This is a genomic window from Pseudomonas sp. Y3 TE3536 (assembly GCF_053629175.1).
In genome coordinates this window covers 6,260,310-6,279,530 of the sequence record NZ_JBRJHU010000001.1, presented here as the reverse complement: position 1 = coordinate 6,279,530, position 19,221 = coordinate 6,260,310, and the positions used below count along the sequence as shown (strand labels likewise).

13 protein-coding genes and 1 pseudogene are annotated in these 19,221 nt (G+C 64.3%); 9 read left to right on the top strand and 5 right to left on the bottom strand.

Going from position 1 to position 19,221, the window contains the following annotated elements:
- Positions 1 to 6 precede the first annotated feature (6 nt).
- From AB7M33_RS28055 to AB7M33_RS28045, 3 genes are all read right to left on the bottom strand, one after another.
- A complete protein-coding gene (locus AB7M33_RS28055; RefSeq protein WP_099429946.1) occupies positions 7 to 711 on the bottom strand; it encodes a FadR/GntR family transcriptional regulator in 705 nt (234 codons plus the stop codon).
- Positions 712 to 755: 44 nt separating this feature from the next.
- On the bottom strand, positions 756 to 2,066 hold the full coding sequence (locus AB7M33_RS28050; RefSeq protein ID WP_099429945.1) for a C4-dicarboxylate transporter DctA: 1,311 nt from the start codon (positions 2,064 to 2,066) through the stop codon (positions 756 to 758).
- A 247-nt stretch (positions 2,067 to 2,313) separates the two neighbouring features.
- Positions 2,314 to 2,628, bottom strand: a complete 315-nt coding sequence (locus AB7M33_RS28045; protein ID WP_027593967.1) for a helix-turn-helix domain-containing protein — start codon at positions 2,626 to 2,628, stop codon at positions 2,314 to 2,316.
- A 164-nt stretch (positions 2,629 to 2,792) separates the two neighbouring features.
- Between AB7M33_RS28045 and AB7M33_RS28040 the strand changes: the two are divergent.
- The 3 genes and pseudogenes from AB7M33_RS28040 to AB7M33_RS28030 form a co-directional block, all read left to right on the top strand.
- Positions 2,793 to 3,224: pseudogene (locus tag AB7M33_RS28040) on the top strand (PAS domain-containing protein); the annotation flags it as partial.
- 126 nt (positions 3,225 to 3,350) lie between these two features.
- Complete coding sequence (locus AB7M33_RS28035) at positions 3,351 to 4,460, top strand: methyl-accepting chemotaxis protein (protein WP_408981370.1); 1,110 nt, start codon at positions 3,351 to 3,353, stop codon at positions 4,458 to 4,460.
- A 12-nt stretch (positions 4,461 to 4,472) separates the two neighbouring features.
- Positions 4,473 to 6,167, top strand: a complete 1,695-nt coding sequence (locus tag AB7M33_RS28030) for a putative bifunctional diguanylate cyclase/phosphodiesterase (protein WP_454244170.1) — start codon at positions 4,473 to 4,475, stop codon at positions 6,165 to 6,167.
- Between the two features lie 70 nt (positions 6,168 to 6,237).
- Here the strand turns inward: AB7M33_RS28030 and AB7M33_RS28025 are convergent, their stop codons facing one another.
- Together AB7M33_RS28025 and AB7M33_RS28020 are read right to left on the bottom strand one after the other, a co-directional pair.
- Positions 6,238 to 11,064: a dermonecrotic toxin domain-containing protein gene (locus tag AB7M33_RS28025; RefSeq protein WP_454244169.1), complete on the bottom strand. Its 4,827-nt coding sequence runs from the start codon at positions 11,062 to 11,064 to the stop codon at positions 6,238 to 6,240.
- A gap of 75 nt (positions 11,065 to 11,139) precedes the next feature.
- On the bottom strand, positions 11,140 to 12,927 hold the full coding sequence (locus tag AB7M33_RS28020) for a sigma-54-dependent Fis family transcriptional regulator (protein WP_454244168.1): 1,788 nt from the start codon (positions 12,925 to 12,927) through the stop codon (positions 11,140 to 11,142).
- Between the two features lie 223 nt (positions 12,928 to 13,150).
- Here AB7M33_RS28020 and AB7M33_RS28015 point away from each other — a divergent pair, with 223 nt between their 5' ends.
- The 6 genes from AB7M33_RS28015 to AB7M33_RS27990 are packed head-to-tail and all read left to right on the top strand — an operon-like array spanning position 13,151 to position 19,068.
- Positions 13,151 to 14,245, top strand: a complete 1,095-nt coding sequence (locus tag AB7M33_RS28015; protein WP_454244167.1) for an ABC transporter ATP-binding protein — start codon at positions 13,151 to 13,153, stop codon at positions 14,243 to 14,245.
- Complete coding sequence (locus AB7M33_RS28010) at positions 14,245 to 15,342, top strand: ABC transporter ATP-binding protein (RefSeq protein WP_265968924.1); 1,098 nt, start codon at positions 14,245 to 14,247, stop codon at positions 15,340 to 15,342. The genes AB7M33_RS28015 and AB7M33_RS28010 overlap by 1 nt, the downstream gene beginning before the upstream one ends.
- Positions 15,339 to 16,202, top strand: a complete 864-nt coding sequence (locus AB7M33_RS28005; RefSeq protein WP_027593961.1) for a carbohydrate ABC transporter permease — start codon at positions 15,339 to 15,341, stop codon at positions 16,200 to 16,202. Before AB7M33_RS28010 ends, AB7M33_RS28005 begins: the two co-directional genes overlap by 4 nt.
- Before the next feature lie 3 nt (positions 16,203 to 16,205).
- The gene (locus tag AB7M33_RS28000; RefSeq protein WP_027593960.1) at positions 16,206 to 17,006 is read left to right on the top strand and encodes a carbohydrate ABC transporter permease; all 801 of its coding nucleotides are present in this window, start codon (positions 16,206 to 16,208) and stop codon (positions 17,004 to 17,006) included.
- A 12-nt stretch (positions 17,007 to 17,018) separates the two neighbouring features.
- Complete coding sequence (locus tag AB7M33_RS27995; RefSeq protein ID WP_027593959.1) at positions 17,019 to 17,291, top strand: DUF2160 domain-containing protein; 273 nt, start codon at positions 17,019 to 17,021, stop codon at positions 17,289 to 17,291.
- Between the two features lie 37 nt (positions 17,292 to 17,328).
- Entirely contained in the window at positions 17,329 to 19,068 is a 1,740-nt protein-coding gene (locus AB7M33_RS27990; RefSeq protein ID WP_027593958.1) for an ABC transporter substrate-binding protein, read from the top strand.
- The last annotated feature ends 153 nt before the right edge of the window (positions 19,069 to 19,221 follow it).

The following is a 19,221-nucleotide window of genomic DNA, read 5'->3' as shown; positions in this document are numbered from 1 at the left end:
CCTGGGTCAAGGGCGGGGGTGTTCGTCCGGGATGTTCAGTTGGATGCCCATGCGCTGGCCTTCGGCAAGGATGTGCTGGCGCATCTGGGCGCTGGCCTCGGCGCTGTTGCGTTCGCGGATGGCGCGCACCACGGCATCGTTTTCCTTCAGCCGTGCGGCCAGGTGTTCGGGCGAGTTGCGCAGCATGTCGGCGCTCTGCTTGAGGGCGTTGCTGGTCTGCTGCACCACGCTTTGGAAGATCGGGTTGGTGGTCAGGGCGAACAGCGCCTCATGCAAGGCGATGTAGGCTTTGACCCCGGCTTCGCTGTCATCGGCCTCCAGCGCTTCGCGCATGTCCATCAGCGTCAGGCGCAATTGGCCGATGTCGTGGCTGTTGGCCGATTGCGCGACCAGGCCGACGATGAAGGGCTCGAGGGTGTAGCGCAGCTCCAGTACATCGGCCAGGCTGGCCGACGCGCTGGTGTCGATGCCCGGCTCCAGCAGGGCAGCATCGGCATCCAGCACCAGCACGCCTTTACCGGGCAGCGCGCGCACCAGGCCCAGGGTTTCCAGCACGGTGACGGCTTCGCGCAGGCTGGGGCGGCTGATGCCCAGTTGTTCGGCCAGTTCGCGCTGGCCAGGCAGCATGTCGCCGGAGCGCCACTGGCCTCGGGCCAGGGCTTGGCGGAGTTTTTCCACCACTGAGTTGACGACGGTCGATGAGCTGATCACGGTTCGCTCCTGGAAGGGCCGGCGTCATCGCCGGCCGCGTTCGATCAGAATTCCTGTTGATGGATGTTGGGCTGCTTGCGGGGCGTGTGGGCAAAACCTGGTTTGCCAGCGAGTACGTTTTGCGCGCGCTCCAGGTCGATGTCCTTCTCCCAGCGCGCGATGGCCACGGTGGCCACGCAGTTGCCGATCAGGTTGGTCAGTGCCCGGCCGATACCCATGAACCAGTCCACTGCCAGCACCAGCACCAGGCCCACCACCGGAATGGCCGGCACGGCGGTCAGGGTGGCGGCGAGGATCACCAGCGCCGAGCCTGGGATGCCATGAGCGCCCTTGGAAGTCACCAGCGAGACCAGCAAGATGGTCAACAGGTCGGTCATCTCCAGTGGCGTGCCGGTGGCGTTGGCGATGAACACGATGGCCAGGGTCAGGTAGATGGAGAAACCGTCGAGGTTGAACGAGTAGCCAGTCGGGATCACCAGGCCGACGGTGGAGGTACCAATGCCCAAGTGCTCGAGCTTGCGCATGATCTGCGGCAGCACGGCGTCGGAAGAGGCGGTGCCGAGGACGATGGTCAGCTCTTCACGCAGGTATTTGATCAGGGGCAGCAGTTTCAGGCCCGACAGGCGCATGACGGTACCGAGGACAATCAGCACGAAGCCGGCGCAGGTTAGGTAGAACAGCGCTACCAGGCCACCCAGGTGCTGCAGCGACTCGAGGCCATACTTGCTGGTGGTGAAAGCGATTGCGCCGAACACACCAATGGGCGCCAGGCGTACGATCATGCCCATGATGCGGAAGATCACGTGGCTAAGTTCGTTGATCAGCCGCGAAATACCTGCCGCCGAGTCGCCCACCAGGTTCAGCGCGCTGCCGAACAGCACCGAGAACAGCAGCACCTGCAGGATGTTGTTGTCAGCAAAGGCGCCGATCACCGACGTCGGGATCAGGTCCATGAAGAATGCGGTGGCGCCATGGATGTGCTGGCCGCGCTCGGCCAAGCTGCTGGCGTCGGCGCTGGACAACTGGTCCAGGTGGATGTTGGCACCGCTGCCAATGCCGCTGCTGAAGGCGAACACCAGGCCGATCACCAAGGCGATGGTGGTCAGTACTTCGAAGTAGATGACTGATTTCAGGCCGATCCGCCCGACCTTTTTCAAGTCGCCGGCACCGGAGATACCGCTGACCACCACACAGAAGACGATCAAGCCGATGAGCATCTTGATCAGCTTGATAAAGCCGTCACCGAGGGGTTTGAGTTGCAGGGAGACTTCGGGGAAGCTGAGGCCGCAGGCAATGCCGAGGGCAAGGCCCAGCACGACTTGCAGGAAGATCGAACGCGAGCACCATTTGAGCATGGGAGTGATCTCTGGTCGGTGTCCTTGCTTCGATGCCGCGAGGGTCAAAGAGCGCAGGACTTAATTATTGTGGTCTTACCGGTTTGTTCAGCGCGAGGCCATAAAAGCGCGAAAAATCCTACATTGCAAGTGATTTTGGCCTTACCGGTCTGACCAGTTGTGGGGCAATTGGCCCTGCCAGGCTCTAATTCGGTGCATGCCATTTATCGGGGCTGAACAGCGCCCCCAGGTAAACCGATGAATCAGGTCAGGGCTTGGCCAACGCCTGGTCCACTGCTGCAATCAGCTTGCCAAGATCTTTGGGCGGGGCGTTGTGGATGACACCGAACAGATAGGCGCGCTGTTCCTCTTCGTCGTCCGGTTCGGCGAAGAAGTCCTTGGGTTTGACACCCAGTACGCCTGCGAAGGCCATGAGCGCATCGACGCTGGGGGTATAGGCGCCGGTCTCGAAACGGCTGATGGTCTTAGGGTCGAAGCCGGTTCGCTCGGCGAATTGTGCCTGGGTCAGACCCGCCAGCTTGCGGTAGCGGCGCAGGGCAAAACCCAGAGCTGATCTCGTCATCACTTAATTCCCATTTAGAATCAAGAACTTAACGATATCTATCCGCATGGCGCAACGCCATGATCGATCACCTTTATTTGATTTATGTGATGAATTTCGTAGAATTCGCGGCTTGACCGGACAGTCATCGTCGAGTTTCCAGTGTCATTCGGCCTCATGCCGGTATGGCTGGAAGCGCATGTGCACATTGGAGCGGATCGCTGCGTATCGGTTCCGATGGTCGTCGATGGGCAGGGTGCCGGTTCGTCAGTGAATGGAGTCTCATCGTGCGTCTCAATCTCCCGGTAACCCCGGTCGAGCAACGTTTCCCCTCGGGTCAGCGGCTGATTTCCGCCACCGACACCGCCAGCCACATTACCTACTGCAACCCCGAATTTGCCGCCATCAGCGGTTACAGCGAGGCCGAGTTGATCGGCAGCCCGCACAACCTGGTGCGCCACCCCGACATGCCGCCAGCGGTGTACGCATTGATGTGGCGCTACCTCAAAGCCGGCAAAAGCTGGATGGGCATCGTCAAGAACCGCTGCCGCAATGGCGACTTCTACTGGGTCAATGCCTACGTCACGCCGATCCTTGAAGACGGCCGGGTGATCGGCTACGAATCGGTACGGGTCTGCCCGACCCGCGAACAAGTCAGCCGTGCCGAGGCCCTGTATGCGCGACTGCGCCAGGGCCAGGCGCCGCTGTCGTACGGCCGCCGCCTGGCGTTGCTGGGCCAGGCCATGGCCTTGCCGCTGCTGGGTGGTGTGTTGGCGGTGGGCGCCAACCAGTTCTGGCCAGGCTGGCCAGGGCAGGGCCTAACCCTTGCGTTGTTCGCGGCCTATGGCCTGTGGATGCGCAACGACCTGGGCCGCCAGTTGCGGCGGGTTATCCAGGGCGCCGAAGGCACCTTCGCCGACCCCACCGCTGCGCTGACCTACAGCGACCTGCCGGGCGCTGCCGGGCAACTGCAGCTGATCTTGATCGGGGAAGAGGCGCGCCTGAAAACCGCGTTGACCCGGCTCAGCGACCTGGCCACGCAGATGGCGGTAGCCGCGCACGATGCCGGGCGTCTGTCGCGCGGTACCGAAACGGCCCTGCTGGAGCAGCGCGCCGAAACCGACCTGAGCGCAACCGCGATGACCGAGATGACCGCCTCGATCGGCGAGGTGGTCAACCATGTGCAACTCACCGCCGCCGAGGCGCATACCGCGCACCTGCTGGCCGAGCAGGGCAGCCGCGTGGCCGATGCCAGTGGCACGGCGATTCGCGCCCTGGCCGGCACCGTGGACCAGATCAACCAGGCGGTCACTCACCTGGCTGGTCAGACCGGTGCCATCGCCGAGGCGGCGGGGATGATCCGGGGCATTGCCGAGCAAACCAACCTGCTGGCGCTCAATGCCGCCATCGAGGCCGCCCGTGCCGGTGAGCAGGGCCGTGGCTTTGCCGTGGTGGCTGATGAGGTGCGGGCGCTGGCCGACAAGACCCGGCAGTCGACGTTGCATATCCAGGCCATCATCGATGGCCTGCGCAGCGGTGCCGAAGAAGCCGTGGCCATTGCCAGCCAAGGCATTCAGGGCGCCGAGCAGGGCGTTGCCCAGGTGCAGGAGGCCCAACAGGCGCTGCACGGTATTCGTGAAGCGGTGCAACGCATCAGCGGCATGAGCCAGCAGATGGCCACAGCCTCGCAGCAGCAGTCTGCCGTGGCTGAAGAGGTGTCGCGGCAGATCAACGGTGTGGCGGGCATTGCCCAGCACAGCGCCCATAGCGCCAACGCGGCCGCCTCGCGCGGTGCCGAGCTGGAGGAGGTGTGCGCCGGATTGCGCGCCCTCGTGGAGCGCTTCAACCGTTAGGGCAGGATGCTTATGGACGATAACTATCGCGCGGCCGTGGACGCGGCCGCGATCTTTTCCGAAACCGACCTGCGTGGCTGCATCACGTACGTCAACCAGCAGTTCTGCAGCATCTCCGGTTACAGCCGCGACGAACTGCTGGGCGCCAACCACCGCATTCTGAATTCCGGCCTGCACGAGCCGGAATTCTTCCTCGGCATGTGGCGGGCGCTGACGGCGGGCAAGGTGTGGAAGGGCGAGATCTGCAACCGCGCCAAGGACGGTTCGTTGTACTGGGTCGACAGCACCATGGTGCCACTGGTCGACCCGCTGACCGGCAAGGTGCGCAAGTATGTGTCGATCCGCTTCGACGTCACCGAGAAGCGCCAATTGCTGCATACCTTGCAATGGCGGGTGGGGCACGATGTGCTGACCGGGCTGCCCAACCGCGCCTACCTGTCCGACCTGCTCAACCAGGCACTGGCGTTCTCGCGCCGTGAAGACATCCCGCTGGCGGTTTGCATGCTCGACCTGGATGGTTTCAAGGCGGTCAATGATGGCTACGGGCATGCCACCGGCGACCTGTTGCTGGTCGAAGTGGCGCAGCGCCTGAAGGGCATCTTGCGCGGGGGGGATGCCGTGGCCCGGTTGTCGGGTGACGAGTTTGTGCTGATCCTGCGCAATGTCAGCGACGACCGCCAGTTGCATGCAGCCCTGCGCCGGGTGCTGCGGGCGCTGGCGGCCACCTATGTGGTGCGCGAGCACACCCTCTCGCTGAGCGCCAGTATTGGCGTCACGCTGTACCCGCTCGACGATGAGGACGCCGATACCCTGGTGCGTCACGCCGACCAGGCCATGTATGTGGCCAAGCAGCGTGGGCGCAACCGTTACCACCTGTTCGATGTGTCCCAGGAGCAGGAACTCAAGGCCACCCACCAAACCGTGACACGGGTGCGTCGGGCACTGCGCAATCGCGAGCTGTGCCTGTATTACCAGCCCAAGGTCAACCTGCGCAGCGGCGAGGTGCTGGGTTTCGAGGCGTTGCTGCGCTGGCAACGGCCGGGCCGTGGCCTGGTGCCGCCGGGCGAGTTCCTGCCGTTGGTGGAACAGACCGACCTGATCATCGAAATTGGCGAATGGGTCATCCACCAGGCGCTGAGCCAGTTGCAGGCCTGGCAAGGGCAGAGGCAGCCGTGGTCGGTGAGTGTCAACATTGCTGCGCGCCATTTGCAGCGCAGTGATTTCGTCGAACGCCTGGAACAGTTGCTGGCGGAGCACCCCGGGGTTGACCCGGCCCGGCTGGACCTGGAAATCGTCGAGTCGGTGGCCATCGACAACCTGCAGCATGTCAGCCAGTGCCTGGATGCTTGCCGGGCCTTGGGCGTGCGCTTTTCGCTGGACGATTTCGGCACCGGCTATTCGTCGCTGAGCTACCTCAAGCGCTTGCCGACCCAGACCATCAAGATCGACAAGTCGTTCGTGCGCGACATTCTCCATGACCAGGATGACCTGGCCCTGACCGGGGCGGTGATCGGGCTGGCGCGTGCGTTTGGCCGCGAGGTGGTTGCCGAAGGCCTGGAGAGTGTCGAGCATGGGCGGGTGCTGATGGCACTGGGTTGCGAGCTGGCGCAGGGGTACTTCATTGCCAGGCCGATGCCGGCGAGTGAAGTGCTGGCCTGGGCGCAGGGGTATCGGCAGCCTGAGCAATGGCGCAGCGGTAAAGGCTGAAGTCGAAGCGCTTGCAGCCGAATCGGCTGCGGGCGACACGCCCTGCAGGGGGCCTGCCACCCGCTGTACGTCAGCCGGCCTGGAACAGAGCCTGGGTCAACTGCCGGTAGAGCTGGTCTCGCGCCTGCTGGCGCGTGCTGAGCAGCAGGCGGCCAGCCAGCGCGTAAAGCTCGTCTTCGCCTCTGTAGCGCCCCGACACCAGGTCGATGCGCTGCAAGGTGCCCTCCACCCGCCATGCCAGCCCCGGTACGGTGTGGGTCTCGCGCTCCAGCGCGGTGATAAACGCCAACGGAACAGCGGGCCCGCGGTAGGCCCCGGGCGCGGTGGTGGGTTCACTCAACTCGGTGTAGTACTCCGAGGCGGCCTCCCAGTCACGTGCGAGCGTTTCGAATGGCTCAGGCCGTAGCCGCCGAACCCAGGCGCGCCAGAAGGGTTGCTCGCTCGCCCAGCGTGCCAGGAAGGCAGCATCCGCCTCGGCCTCAACTGCCTGGGCCAGGCGTTGCAGGGTGGCCTCGCTCAGTTGCGCCAGGTAGCCGAAGGCGATCTGCCCAGGTTGTTCGGGCAGGCCCAGGCGTTCGCGCAGGGCGATGCGTGCGACCAGGGCGATTTCAATTTCGTCGGGCGGGGTTTGCGGGTCGCTCAGGTGCGCATCGCTCAAGTCGTCTTCCGCCACCAGGGCCGGTGCGGCCTGGCGTTCGCTGTCGTTTTGCGCATCGCTCAAGGCCTGCCGGCGTGCCCGGCGAGCGTTGTACAGGGCGCCTATGCGTTCATCCAGGCGGCCCTGGCGGGCCAGGCCAGTGGCGACGGACACAGCGACCGCTTCGTCGGTGGCGCCGGGGTGCGCGGCGGCCACGCTACGCCATACCGACACCTGCGTTTCGACCCGCTGGAACAGCAGGCTGGCCTGGTCCACGCAGGCCTCGGCTGCGTCGTTGATCTCGGTGAGTACTTGCTCACGCAGCTCGGCGAGGCCCCAGCCCGCGTCACCGACGTCTTCGCGGGTGAGTGTGCGCAGTACATGCACGATGCGCTCACGCGTGCGCACCGGGTTAGCCAGGTACTCCGGCGTTTGCGCCATGCGTTCGGTCAGGCGGTACACGGGCGCCCACTCAGCGTCTTCGGCATTGGCCTCGCGGTGTGCCTCAAGCTCGGGGGGCAGTTCGATCACCCAGGCCTCGTCCTCCAGGGCTTCCATGTCAGGGATGGCCGTCAGGCCTGCGCCGAACAGGCTGCGTTGGGCCTGCTCACTGAAAGGGTTGTCGTCGAAGTCGTAATAGGTGCCTTCATCCCCGTTGCGTATCGCTTCAGCGAACGCCGTGTCGTGCAATTCGGGTGCATCGACCAACCGGTTGCCACTGAGGTCGAGCGAGCGCAGCACGAGTGGGCGTTGATTCATCAAGCCTGGCAGGCCTTCGGGCCATTGGGTGATACCGACGCGGTCGAGGTCGAGGGTATGCAAGTGCTGCCAGCCGGTCACGTCGGGTGTCAATTGCAGTGGGTTATCCCCTAAGCGCAGCGAGTGCAGCTGGTTGAGGCGGCCCAGCGCCGCGCGGCTTTCTGCGGTGAGGGTGATCTCGCATGAGCCCAGGCTCAATTCGGTCAGCGCGGGCCAGCCTTGTAACGCATCGAAGTGTTCGGCTTGCAGCGCGAGCCTGTTCAAGTCGGCCCTCAGCGCGTACAGGTGCTGCAACTGGCCGAGCCGCTGCAGAGCGGCGACAGGCAGGCTCTCCAGGCCGCCAGAGAGGTTGAGCCGCTGCAGGCGGGGCAGGCGTGTCAGTAGATCGATATTGTGTGCTTCCTGCAAAGCCACGATGTTGCACTGCAGGTCCAGGGTTTCCAGCTCGCTCATCTGGGCCAGGGCGCCAGGCAGCAAACGCAGCCTGTTGTTGGCCAGGTCCAGGTTACGCACGCCAGGGAAGGCCTGCAGGAAGCCATCGAGGTTGATCGCTTCGCCATGGGGTGAGTCGACGACAGTCAGCCACCGGACGTGCTCCAGGCGCGTGGGTAAGGTCGGCAAGGCGCCCAGGTCCTGGGCTTCCAGTACCAGGTCCAGCTGATCGGCCTCCACGCCCTCCCTGCGCCAGGCCTGGCGTATGCGCCGTGCGGCCTCCGTCCGCGCAGCGGTGCGTTGTTCGAGGGTGTCCACCGCCAGGCCTTCTGTGTCATTTACCCAGCCATCCAGTGTGGTGTTCAGGCGCTGGTACGCTTCGCGCAACTGTTCGAGCAGCCGGGTAAAGGCGCCTGGGCTTTCACCGGCCTCCAGGCGCAAGCGCTGGCGCAGCCACTCGCGGTCACCGGGGTGGCGGCTGGGGTACAGTGTGTCGAACAGCTCGTCGTCATTCAGCCAGCCCCGGCCACGGCCGCTGAGGGGGTAGCCGACACGGCCGCCCGGCGCGAGCCGTGTGGGCCGCCGATACAGGGTGCGCACAGGCGCCATACCTAATTGCTTGGCGGCGTACGTGCGATTGCCGGCGGCCTGTTCGAACAGGGCGTCACGCAAGGGCAGAGGGTCATGTATCTGCAAGCCCAGGGCGATGCGCTCGCTGTCAGGCAGGGCGTTGAGAATGGCCTGGTAGAGCGTCGTGTGGCTGGCCAGCGGTTGGCCGTGTTCGTCGTAGGGTTGGTAGCCCCGATCATCGCGCACCACGGTTTTGCCGGCTCGTCCCTGGGCGTCAGTGCCCTGCAGTCGTGGGCCTTGCAGGTTGCCCTCTCGCAATTCGAGGTGTACCTCGCCCGTCCAACCCGGTAGCCGTCGCAGAAAACCCACGGCCAGGGCATCACGGTCCTGCACCGGGCCGCTGTGCTGATAAAAGCGCAGCAGCGCGCGGTCGAGGCGTGCTTCGTGCTGGTAGGCGCGGGCTGTTTCGGCTACCGAGAGCGGCAATCGGCCCCTTCGTTGGCCAAGGGCCAGGTCCTTGGTACGGGTATTGGCAAGGATCTCGGCCTTGGCTCTGCGGCTAAGGGACGGGAAGTCCCGGCCAAGCAGCAGCGTGATGGCGTCGGTGCTGGCCGCTGTGGGGGTATCGGTGGCGCCCAGTGCTTGCAAACAGTCGAGCAGCAGGGCGGGGGTGGCTTCCTGATCGACCACCACGCGGCGCACGGCTGCTTCGCTGAAACCACTGCAGCGCAGTGCGCGCAGCAGGGTTTCATCACTCACCGCCGGGCCGCTGTTGGCGATGCGCCGCAGCAGTTTGGCCGCGTCCCACGCCAAGGGCTGTTCGTGCTCCAGCAACCACGGCACCTGGCCATTGCCGAGCAGGCGAGGGGCGCGTTGATGGCCTTTCGCGTGTGCCAGCTGCCAGCGACTGTCGGGGGCTTTTTCCAGCGGCATGGCCTTGCCCTCCAGGTTGATCCACGGTTGGCCCTGCCAGTGGTGCAAGCCATCCGCTCCAGGGGTGCCTGGCGGCCAGGGCGCCTCGCGGGTGAAGGGGCGCAGGTCGCCGTGCCACAGGCGCTGGCCTGTTCTGCCGGGGAGGCGTGTCCAGTTTTCAAGGGGGCCTGCCAGCTGGCCCGCACTGTGCACGGCACCCAGTGCCGCAACCTGCAGCAGGCTGTTGAGCACACCGAACAGATGGCTGATGGCGGCCTCGGTTTTGCCTTCGTTCAGCGCATGGACGCCTTCGAGGAACTCGCCCACGATTTGCGCCCCGCCGACCACCAGCATCACCTCGCCCAAGGCGGGCACGAAAAAGCTGGCCACATTCAGTACAGTCAGCCCCACACCCAGCCAACCGAGCAGCCGGGCAGTTTGCGCCGCCGCGTCGAACTGCGCCGTGGGCACAGCCAGTGTCACGGCATCTGCCAAGGTGGTTTGCACCTGGTTGCTGGCCCTGGCGGTGAAGCATTCGCCGGGCCACGGCGTGAAGTCCAGTGGCAGGCGGGCGTTCTTGTCCAGGGTTTCTTGCCACAGGTCGTGGGGCGAGGGGAACAGCCGGTTGATCCAGTTGAATGACTCACCTTTCTCCAGTGTAGGTGGGGTCGGGTGCAGCGCTGCGTAGGGGTAGCGCGGGTAGAGTGTGTGCCTTAGTCGCGCGGCGAAGGCGGGTTGCTGCGCGTGGCTGACAAAGCGTTTGAAATACACACGAAAAGGCTCCTCCCATAGCCGCTTCGTGAGTGCTGTGCCGACGGCCTGCAAGGACGAGTACTGGTGCAGGGCGCCTTGGGTGTCCCCAGGCAGGTAAAGCAGGCACGGCTCGGTCTGCCCGTGTGGCTCGAGTCGCAGCAGCAGGGCGCCACTCAGCGGGAAACCGAGCAGGCTCAGGTAGCCACATTGCAGGCGCATCGCCCCACTGAGCGTCTGTACCTCGCGCGCGCCGGCAAGCGCGGCCTCGCCCAAGGCTTCGCCGCGGCTGTCGATGTGCCCTTGCAGCCGCGCTGATAACAATTCGACCGCGAAGGCGGCACGGTCCTGCTCACCCAGCAACGCGCGAAAATCAGCAGTGTCGACGTGCTCGCGCAGGTGGTCAAGGTAGCGCTGGCCAAGGTCGAGGCGCCGTACGCCTTTCACGAATCGCACGGTGTCGAGCTGTTCCAGTTCAGGCGCATCCTGGTTGGCATAGAGGCGTACCGGCGTGTCCGCTTGCAGATTCTGCAGGGCAGCTTCCAGCCAGGACCGACTGCGCAGGTGGCCCGTGGTGCGCTCGGTCAACACGGTGGTATCGAGTGGAGGCAGCGACACCCCGGGGTACCAGTGTGCGAGCGCGCCCTTCAACAACGGTCGGCAGAACGCCTCTACCGATTGCAGCGGGGCAAGGGCCTTCTGCAGTGCACGTGTGGCGCGGTGGCTGTGCAGCAGGTGGGTTTTCAGGGCCTGGCGCTGATGCGGGGAAGTCTGGCGAAGCCAGCCGGGCAGGCGCTGTTGAATCAGGGCTACGTGATGGGGGTGCAAATGGCTCATGGGCTGCTCCTGACAGGTTGGAGCAGCGAGGGTAATGACCCGCATTAGCCCGGCTTCAGTATGCTGATAGCACCTTCAGCGCCCACCCTGCAGGTGGGCGGGTTCGAGCCCCTGTTCACGCAAGCGTTTGTACAGGGTGGTGCGGCTGATGCCGAGCAGGCGTGCCAGCGATGAGATGTTGCCGCCGCAGCTGTGCAGCAGGTTGGCCAGGTCCGTGGCAGGGGCGGGTGGCGAGCATGCGCGAGGTGTGCCGGCCTGGGCAAGGAAACACGCTGAAAAGTGTTCGGTGCCGATGGGCTGGCTGCCAGCGAGGGCCAGCGCCACCTGCACTACGCTGTTGAGCTGGCGCAGGTTACCTGGCCAGGGGTGGTGCAACAGCAGGTCGAGTATGTGCGGGAGCAGTTGCCGGGGTTGCCCGGGGGCGAGATGCCGGGCGTGCACCTGCTCGATCAGCGCGTGCCGATCACTTCGCTCGCGCAAGGCGGGCAACACCAGGGTCAGCCCGGCCACGCGGTAGTAGAGGTCTTCGCGAAACTGCCCGTTGCGCACGGCTTCGGCCAGGTCGCGGTTGCTGGCCGAAACCACGCGGATGTCCACGGTCACCGGCTCGCCGCTGCCCAATGGCTGGATGCTGCGCGATTGCAACACGCGCAGCAGCCGGGCTTGGGTCGGCAGCGGCATGTCGCCGATTTCGTCGAGAAACAAGATGCCGTGGTCGGCCTTGCGGATCAGCCCGGGGTTGCCCTTGTGGTGGGCGCCGGTAAAGGCCCCTTTGTCATAGCCGAACAGCTCCGACTCGACCAGCTCGGCGGGGATCGCCGCGCAGTTGACTGCAATCAGCGGCTGCCCGGCGCGGCGGCTGGCGCGGTGCAGGGCCTCGACGAAGACTTCCTTGCCAACCCCGGTTTCGCCTTGGATCAACACCGGGATGTCTTTTTCCAGTAACAGGCTGGCCTGGGCCAAGGCGTTGTCCAGGCGTGGGTCGATAGGGCCAGGGGCCGGGCGTTTGGGGCCGTGGCGCGGCGCTTGCCACTGGCAGTGGAAGCGGTGGCGCCCGGCGGCTTGCAAGGCGAAGGGCTGTTGCGGCGGCTGGGCTAGCAACTGCTGCAACGGGACTTGAAACAGTTGCTCGAGGTTTTGCCGCAGCGGGTTGTCGCCGAGCAGGCTGTCGGCCCGGTGATTGGCCGCAATGACCTGGCCGCGCTCATCGAACACCAGCAAGCCCGCCCAGGGGCTGTCGAGGTTGTCGGAGGCGCTGTTGAACAGCAGTTGGGCGTGGTGGTCGGCATGCTGCGCCAGTATCAAACGGTTCTCCAGGCTCTGGCCCATCATCCGTACCAGGCCGAGCGTCTGGCTGGCAGGCAAGTACCCGTCGCTGGCCACATCGAGCGCGCCGATCAACTGCCGTTCACCATCGAACACCGGCGCCGCAGCGCTGCACAGGTAGCGGTTCTGGCGCAGGAAGTGTTCATCCTGGCCCACATGAATTGCCTCGGCGCAGACCAGCGCCGTGCCGAGTGCGTTGGTGCCGACGCCGCGCTCGTGCCAGTGTGCGCCGGCACTGAAGCCGTGGCGCTGGCGCGGGTCGACGAAGCGCCGCGAACCCCAGCTGTCGAGCAGGCAGCCACCGGCGTCGGCCAGCATCACCAGGTAGCTGGCGTTGCCCAGCAGGTGTGCGTATTGCGGCAGCACCTCATCGCGTGTCAGGCGCAGCAGGGCCTGGCGGCGCTCCAGCAGGGCGCTCAGTTCGGCCGGCGGCAGGCAATCGAAATCGGGTGGGCTTTGCGGTTGCAGGCCGTGGTCGCGACAACGCGCCCAGGATGCCTGGATCAATTGGGCATGCGGCGAAGCGGATGCGGCCATGGGCCTGTCCTGTGTGATTGTTGTTATCAGCCGACCGCTGTTCAGTGTCGTCCACCGTTGTTCATTGTCAAACCTGCGCGTGTTCAGTTGTCCAGCGAATGTGTTCAGCTGTGAACAGGCCATGGCTGACCTTGCGCGGTGAGGGCGCGCGGCAGAGCGTTCAGGCCGGGCTGGCACGAAACTCGCTCTGCCCAGCGGACAACAATCCTAAAAAGGCCACGCCATGTCCTTGGTGCTGGAGCAGGTCAGCCGCAGTGTCGATAACCAGGCCTGCATCGTCGATGCGTCCCTGCGTTTCGAGCCGGGTTCGTTCAACGTTTTGCTCGGCCGCACCCTGGCCGGCAAGACCAGCCTGATGCGCCTGATGGCCGGGCTCGACCGCCCGGACCTGGGCCGTGTGCTGCTGGACGGCAACGATGTCACCGGGGTGCCGGTGCGCCTGCGTAACGTATCGATGGTGTATCAGCAGTTCATCAACTACCCGACCTTGAGCGTGTACGAAAACATCGCCTCGCCCCTGCGCCAGGCGCGCCTGGCCGAATCGGAAATTCGCCGGCGGGTGCAGGAAACCGCCGAGATGCTGCGCATCGAAGCCTACCTGCAGCGGTTGCCGCTGGAGCTGTCCGGCGGCCAGCAGCAACGCACGGCGATGGCCCGGGCGCTGGTCAAGGACGCCTCGCTGATCCTGTTCGATGAGCCCTTGGTCAACCTCGATTACAAGCTGCGTGAAGGCCTGCGCCAGGAGCTGCGGGCGTTGTTTGCGGCGCGTAATTGCATTGCCGTGTACGCCACCACCGAACCCAACGAAGCGCTGGCGCTGGGCGGCACCACGACGATCCTGCATGAGGGGCGCATCGTGCAGAGCGGCCCGACCGCTGCGGTCTATCAGCAGCCCAGCAGCGTGCTGGCCGCCGAGCTGTTTTCCGAGCCGCCGATCAACCTGGTGCCTGGGCGCATCGCCGGCAACGAGGTGAGCCTGGCGCAGGCGGTGCACTTTGCCCGCAATGCCGACCTGCAGCGCCTGGGCGAGGGGGACTACCGCTTTGGCGTGCGCCCCAGCCACATCACCCTGGTGCCGACCCATGATGATGACCTGGAGCTGGCGGTGCTGGTGGAGCTGGCCGAGATCAGTGGCTCGGAAACCTTCCTCCACGTGCGCAATGAACACTGGCGGATGACCCTGCACCTGCCGGGTGTGCACGAGTACCAGGTGGACACCCCGATCCGCGTGTTCATCCCCACGCACAAGCTGTTTGTCTTCGACGCTGCCGGGGCCTTGGTGCAGGCTCCAGGCGCGCGTCAGGCGAGGAGTCGCTGATGGCCGAGATCCGCCTGCGCCAGCTGGCGCACAGTTACAGCCGTCAACCGACCTCGGAGGCGGACTACGCCCTACACGCGCTGGAGCATGTGTGGGAGCAAGGCGGCGCCTATGCCTTACTCGGGCCTTCGGGGTGCGGTAAGTCGACCTTGCTCAACATCATTTCGGGGCTGCTTACTCCCTCCCATGGCGACGTGCTGTTCGACGGCAAGCCCGTGAACGCGCTGTCGCCGCAGGCGCGCAACATCGCCCAGGTGTTTCAGTTTCCGGTGGTGTACGACACCATGACGGTGTTCGACAACCTGGCCTTCCCCCTGCGAAACCAGGGCGTGGACGAGGGCAGGGTGCGTGCCCGGGTCGAAGAGATCGCCGAGGTACTCGACCTGTCCGCTGTACTGAAAAAGAAGGCGCGCAACCTCAGCGCCGACGAGAAGCAAAAGGTTTCGATGGGCCGTGGCCTGGTGCGCGATGACGTCTCGGCGATCCTCTTCGACGAGCCGTTGACGGTGATCGACCCGCACCTGAAGTGGAAGCTGCGGCGCAAGCTCAAGCAGATCCATGAGCAGTTCAACATCACCATGATCTACGTCACCCACGACCAGTTGGAGGCTTCGACCTTCGCTGACAAGATCGCGGTGATGCACGGCGGGCGCATCGTCCAGTTCGGCACCCCGCGCGAATTGTTCGAGCGCCCGCGGCACACCTTTGTCGGCTACTTCATTGGCAGCCCCGGCATGAACTTCATCGACGTGCGTGCCGAGGCCGATGGCGTCGGTTTTGATGGCTTGCACCTGACGCTGCCCGAGGGCCTGCGCGAACGCTTGGCGGCAACCGCAGGCGGGCGCCTGCAAGTGGGCATCCGGCCGGAGTTCGTGCAGCTTTGGGACAGCCCGCTCGACAACGCGTTTGCCGTGCAGGTGCTGGATATCGAAGACCTTGGCACCTACCGCATCGTCACCTTCCAGCTCGGCAGCGCCACGCTCAAGGCGCGCCTGGGCGAGGATCGCCCGCTGCCGGCGGGGCAGGCCTGGGTCACCCTGCCGAGCCAGTGGCTGATGCTGTATGTCGACGATGTACTGCTGGAGGCCGGGCCATGAACAAGGTGCGCAACAACAAGGCGTGGTGGTTGGTACTGCCGGTGTTCGTGCTGGTGGCGTTCAGCGCCGTGGTGCCGATGATGACCGTGGTCAACTATTCGGTGCAGGACATCTTCGACCAGTCCAACCGCTATTTCGTCGGCGCCGACTGGTACCGCCAGGTGTTGCGCGACCCGGCCTTGCACGATGCCTTGCTGCGCCAGTTCATCTATTCCGGCTGCGTGCTGCTGATCGAAATTCCATTGGGCATCGCCATCGCCTTGACGATGCCGACCAAGGGGCGCATGGCTTCGATCTGCCTGATCGTGATGGCTATTCCGCTGCTCATTCCCTGGAACGTGGTCGGCACCATCTGGCAGATCTTCGGCCGCGCCGACATCGGCCTGCTCGGTGCCACGCTGGCCAAGCTTGGGGTCAACTACAACTATGCCGGCGACCCGTTCGATGCTTGGCTCACGGTGCTGGTGATGGACGTCTGGCACTGGACGTCGCTGGTGGCGCTGCTGTGTTATTCGGGCCTGCGCGCCATCCCGGATGTCTATTACCAGGCTGCCCGCATCGACCGGGCTTCGGCCTGGGCAGTGTTCCGCCATATCCAGCTGCCAAAGCTGAAGAACGTGCTGCTGATTGCGGTGATGTTGCGTTTCATGGACAGCTTCATGATCTACACCGAGCCGTTCGTGCTGACTGGTGGCGGGCCTGGTAACGCCACCACCTTCCTCAGCCAGACCCTCACGCGCATGGCGGTAGGGCAGTTCGACCTGGGGCCGGCCGCGGCGTTTTCGCTGGTGTACTTCCTGATCATCCTGCTGGTGTCGTGGCTGTTCTATACCGCCATGACGCACGCCGACAAGGACTAGGCCATGAGCGCGCGCAAAGCAGTGCCACTGTTGCTGTACTTCTTCTTCCTGCTGGTGCCGATCTACTGGCTGCTGAACATGTCGTTCAAGAGCAACACCGAAATCCTTGGCGGTCTGACCCTGTGGCCGCAGGCATTCACGCTGGACAACTACCGGGTGATCTTTACCGATGCGAGCTGGTACAGCGGCTATATCAACTCGCTGTACTACGTGTGCCTGAACACAGTCATTTCGCTGGCGGTGGCGTTGCCGGCGGCCTATGCCTTCTCGCGCTATCGCTTCCTCGGCGACCGTCATCTGTTTTTCTGGTTGTTGACCAACCGCATGGCACCGCCGGCGGTGTTCCTGCTGCCGTTTTTCCAGCTGTATTCCTCGATTGGCCTGTTCGACACGCACATTGCCGTGGCGCTGGCCCACTGCCTGTTCAACGTGCCGCTGGCGGTGTGGATTCTTGAAGGCTTCATGTCGGGGGTGCCGAAAGAGATCGACGAAACGGCCTACATCGACGGGTACAGCTTCCCGCGCTTCTTCGTAAAGATCTTCATCCCGCTGATCGGCTCCGGCATCGGTGTGACGGCGTTTTTCTGCTTCATGTTTTCCTGGGTCGAACTGCTGCTGGCGCGCACCCTGACTTCGGTGAACGCCAAACCTATCGCAGCGGTGATGACCCGAACCGTGTCCGCTTCGGGGATTGACTGGGGCGTGCTGGCGGCGGCCGGGGTGTTGACCATCCTGCCCGGCATGCTGGTGATCTGGTTTGTCCGCAACCATGTCGCCAAGGGCTTTGCCCTCGGCCGAGTGTGAGGAGGGGAGCACATGGAATGGATGGCCTGGACCTTGCCCACGGCGCTGTTCTTCGCGGCCGTCGGCATGCTGCTGTTGTGCATGACCCTGCTTGAACTGCGCCGCCCCTGCGTGGAGCGGCGCGGCTTCCTGCCGATCGTCACCAGCCGTGGCGACCGGTTGTTCATCGGCCTGCTGGCCAGCGCCTACCTGCACTTGCTGGTAGTCGGGGTCAGCGACTGGCCTTTGTGGGTGGCCTCGCTGCTGTCGCTGGGCTGGCTCGTGGTGGTGTTGCGCTGGGGCTGAGCGACGGCTCCGGGAATAACTCAATCGGGAGATCACAATGTTCCACAACAATCATAAACGGCGACATTTGACCCTGGCCGCGTTGCTGGTGCTGGCCAGCGTGCACGGGATGGCGTGGGCCGACCAGTACGAAGACGCGGCGAACAAGTGGATCGGCAGTGAGTTCAAACCGTCGACCCTGACCCCAGAGCAGCAGTTGGCCGAACTCAAGTGGTTCATCAAGGCCGCCGAACCGTTTCGTGGGATGAAGATCAACGTGGTGTCGGAAACCATCACCACCCATGAATACGAGTCCAAGGTGCTGGCCAAGGCATTCAGCGAGATCACCGGCATCCAGCTGACCCACGACCTGCTGCAGGAAGGCGACGTGGTGGAGAAGCTGCAGACACAGATGCAGTCGGACAAGAACATCTATGACGGCTGGGTCAACGATTCGGACCTGATCGGCACGCACTTTCGTTACGGCAAGGTCGAGTCGATCACTGACCTGATGGCCAACGAGGGCAAGGCCTACACCTCGCCGACGCTGGACTTGAAAGACTTCATCGGCATCTCCTTCACCACCGCGCCGGATGGCAAGGTCTATCAACTGCCTGACCAGCAGTTCGCCAACCTTTACTGGTTCCGTGCCGACTGGTTCGAGCGGCCTGAGCTAAAAGCCAAATTCAAGGAAAAGTACGGCTATGAACTGGGCGTGCCGGTGAACTGGTCGGCCTACGAGGACATCGCCCAATTCTTCACCGAAGACGTCAAGGAAATCGACGGCAAGCGCGTGTACGGCCACATGGACTACGGCAAGAAAGACCCCTCGCTGGGGTGGCGCTTCACCGATGCCTGGTTCTCGATGGCCGGTGGTGGCGACAAAGGCCTGCCCAATGGTTTGCCAGTGGACGAGTGGGGGATTCGCGTCGAGGACTGCCACCCGGTGGGCTCGAGCGTTACCCGAGGCGGTGACACCAACGGCCCCGCGGCGGTCTATGCGACGCAGAAGTACGTGGACTGGATGCGTGCCTACGCGCCCAAGGAAGCCCAGGGCATGACTTTCTCCGAAGCGGGCCCAGTGCCGGCCCAAGGCAACATTGCCCAGCAGATCTTCTGGTACACGGCTTTTACCGCCGACATGACCAAACCCGGCTTGCCGGTGGTCAATGCCGATGGCACGCCGAAGTGGCGCATGGCGCCGTCGCCGAAAGGGCCGTATTGGGAGGAGGGGATGAAGCTGGGCTATCAGGACACGGGGTCGTGGACCTTCTTCAAATCCACCCCGGAGAAGCAACGCCTGGCCGCCTGGTTGTATGCGCAGTTCGTAACCTCCAAGACCGTGTCGCTGAAAAAGACCATCGTCGGCCTGACGCCGATTCGTGAGTCGGACATCAACTCCCAGGCCATGACGGACCTTGCGCCCAAGCTGGGTGGGTTGGTGGAGTTCTACCGCAGCCCGGCGCGGGTGCAATGGACGCCCACCGGCACCAACGTGCCTGACTACCCGCGGCTGGCGCAGTTGTGGTGGAGCCATATCGCCGAAGTGGCCAGTGGCGAAAAGACCCCGCAGGAGGCGCTGGATGGCCTGGCCCGCGATCAGGACCGCATGATGGAACGGCTGCAGCGTTCCAACGCACAGGCGACCTGTGCACCGAAGCTCAATCCGGAAAAGGATGCCCAGTATTGGTATGACCAGCCGGGTGCGCCGAAGCCGAAGCTGGCTAACGAGAAGCCCAAGGGCGAGACGGTGAGCTACACCGAGTTGCTGAAGTCGTGGGAGGCAGCGCGCAAGTAATCGGCTGATGACCGCGTTGGCCTCTTCGCGGGGCAAGCCCGCAGGTTCATCGCTGTCTTGAAGACAGGTGCCGAACTTGTGGGAGCGGGTTTACCCGCGAAGAGGCCGGTGCAGCGAGCCTAAAACCTTCAGGCAAAAAAACGGCACCTGCAG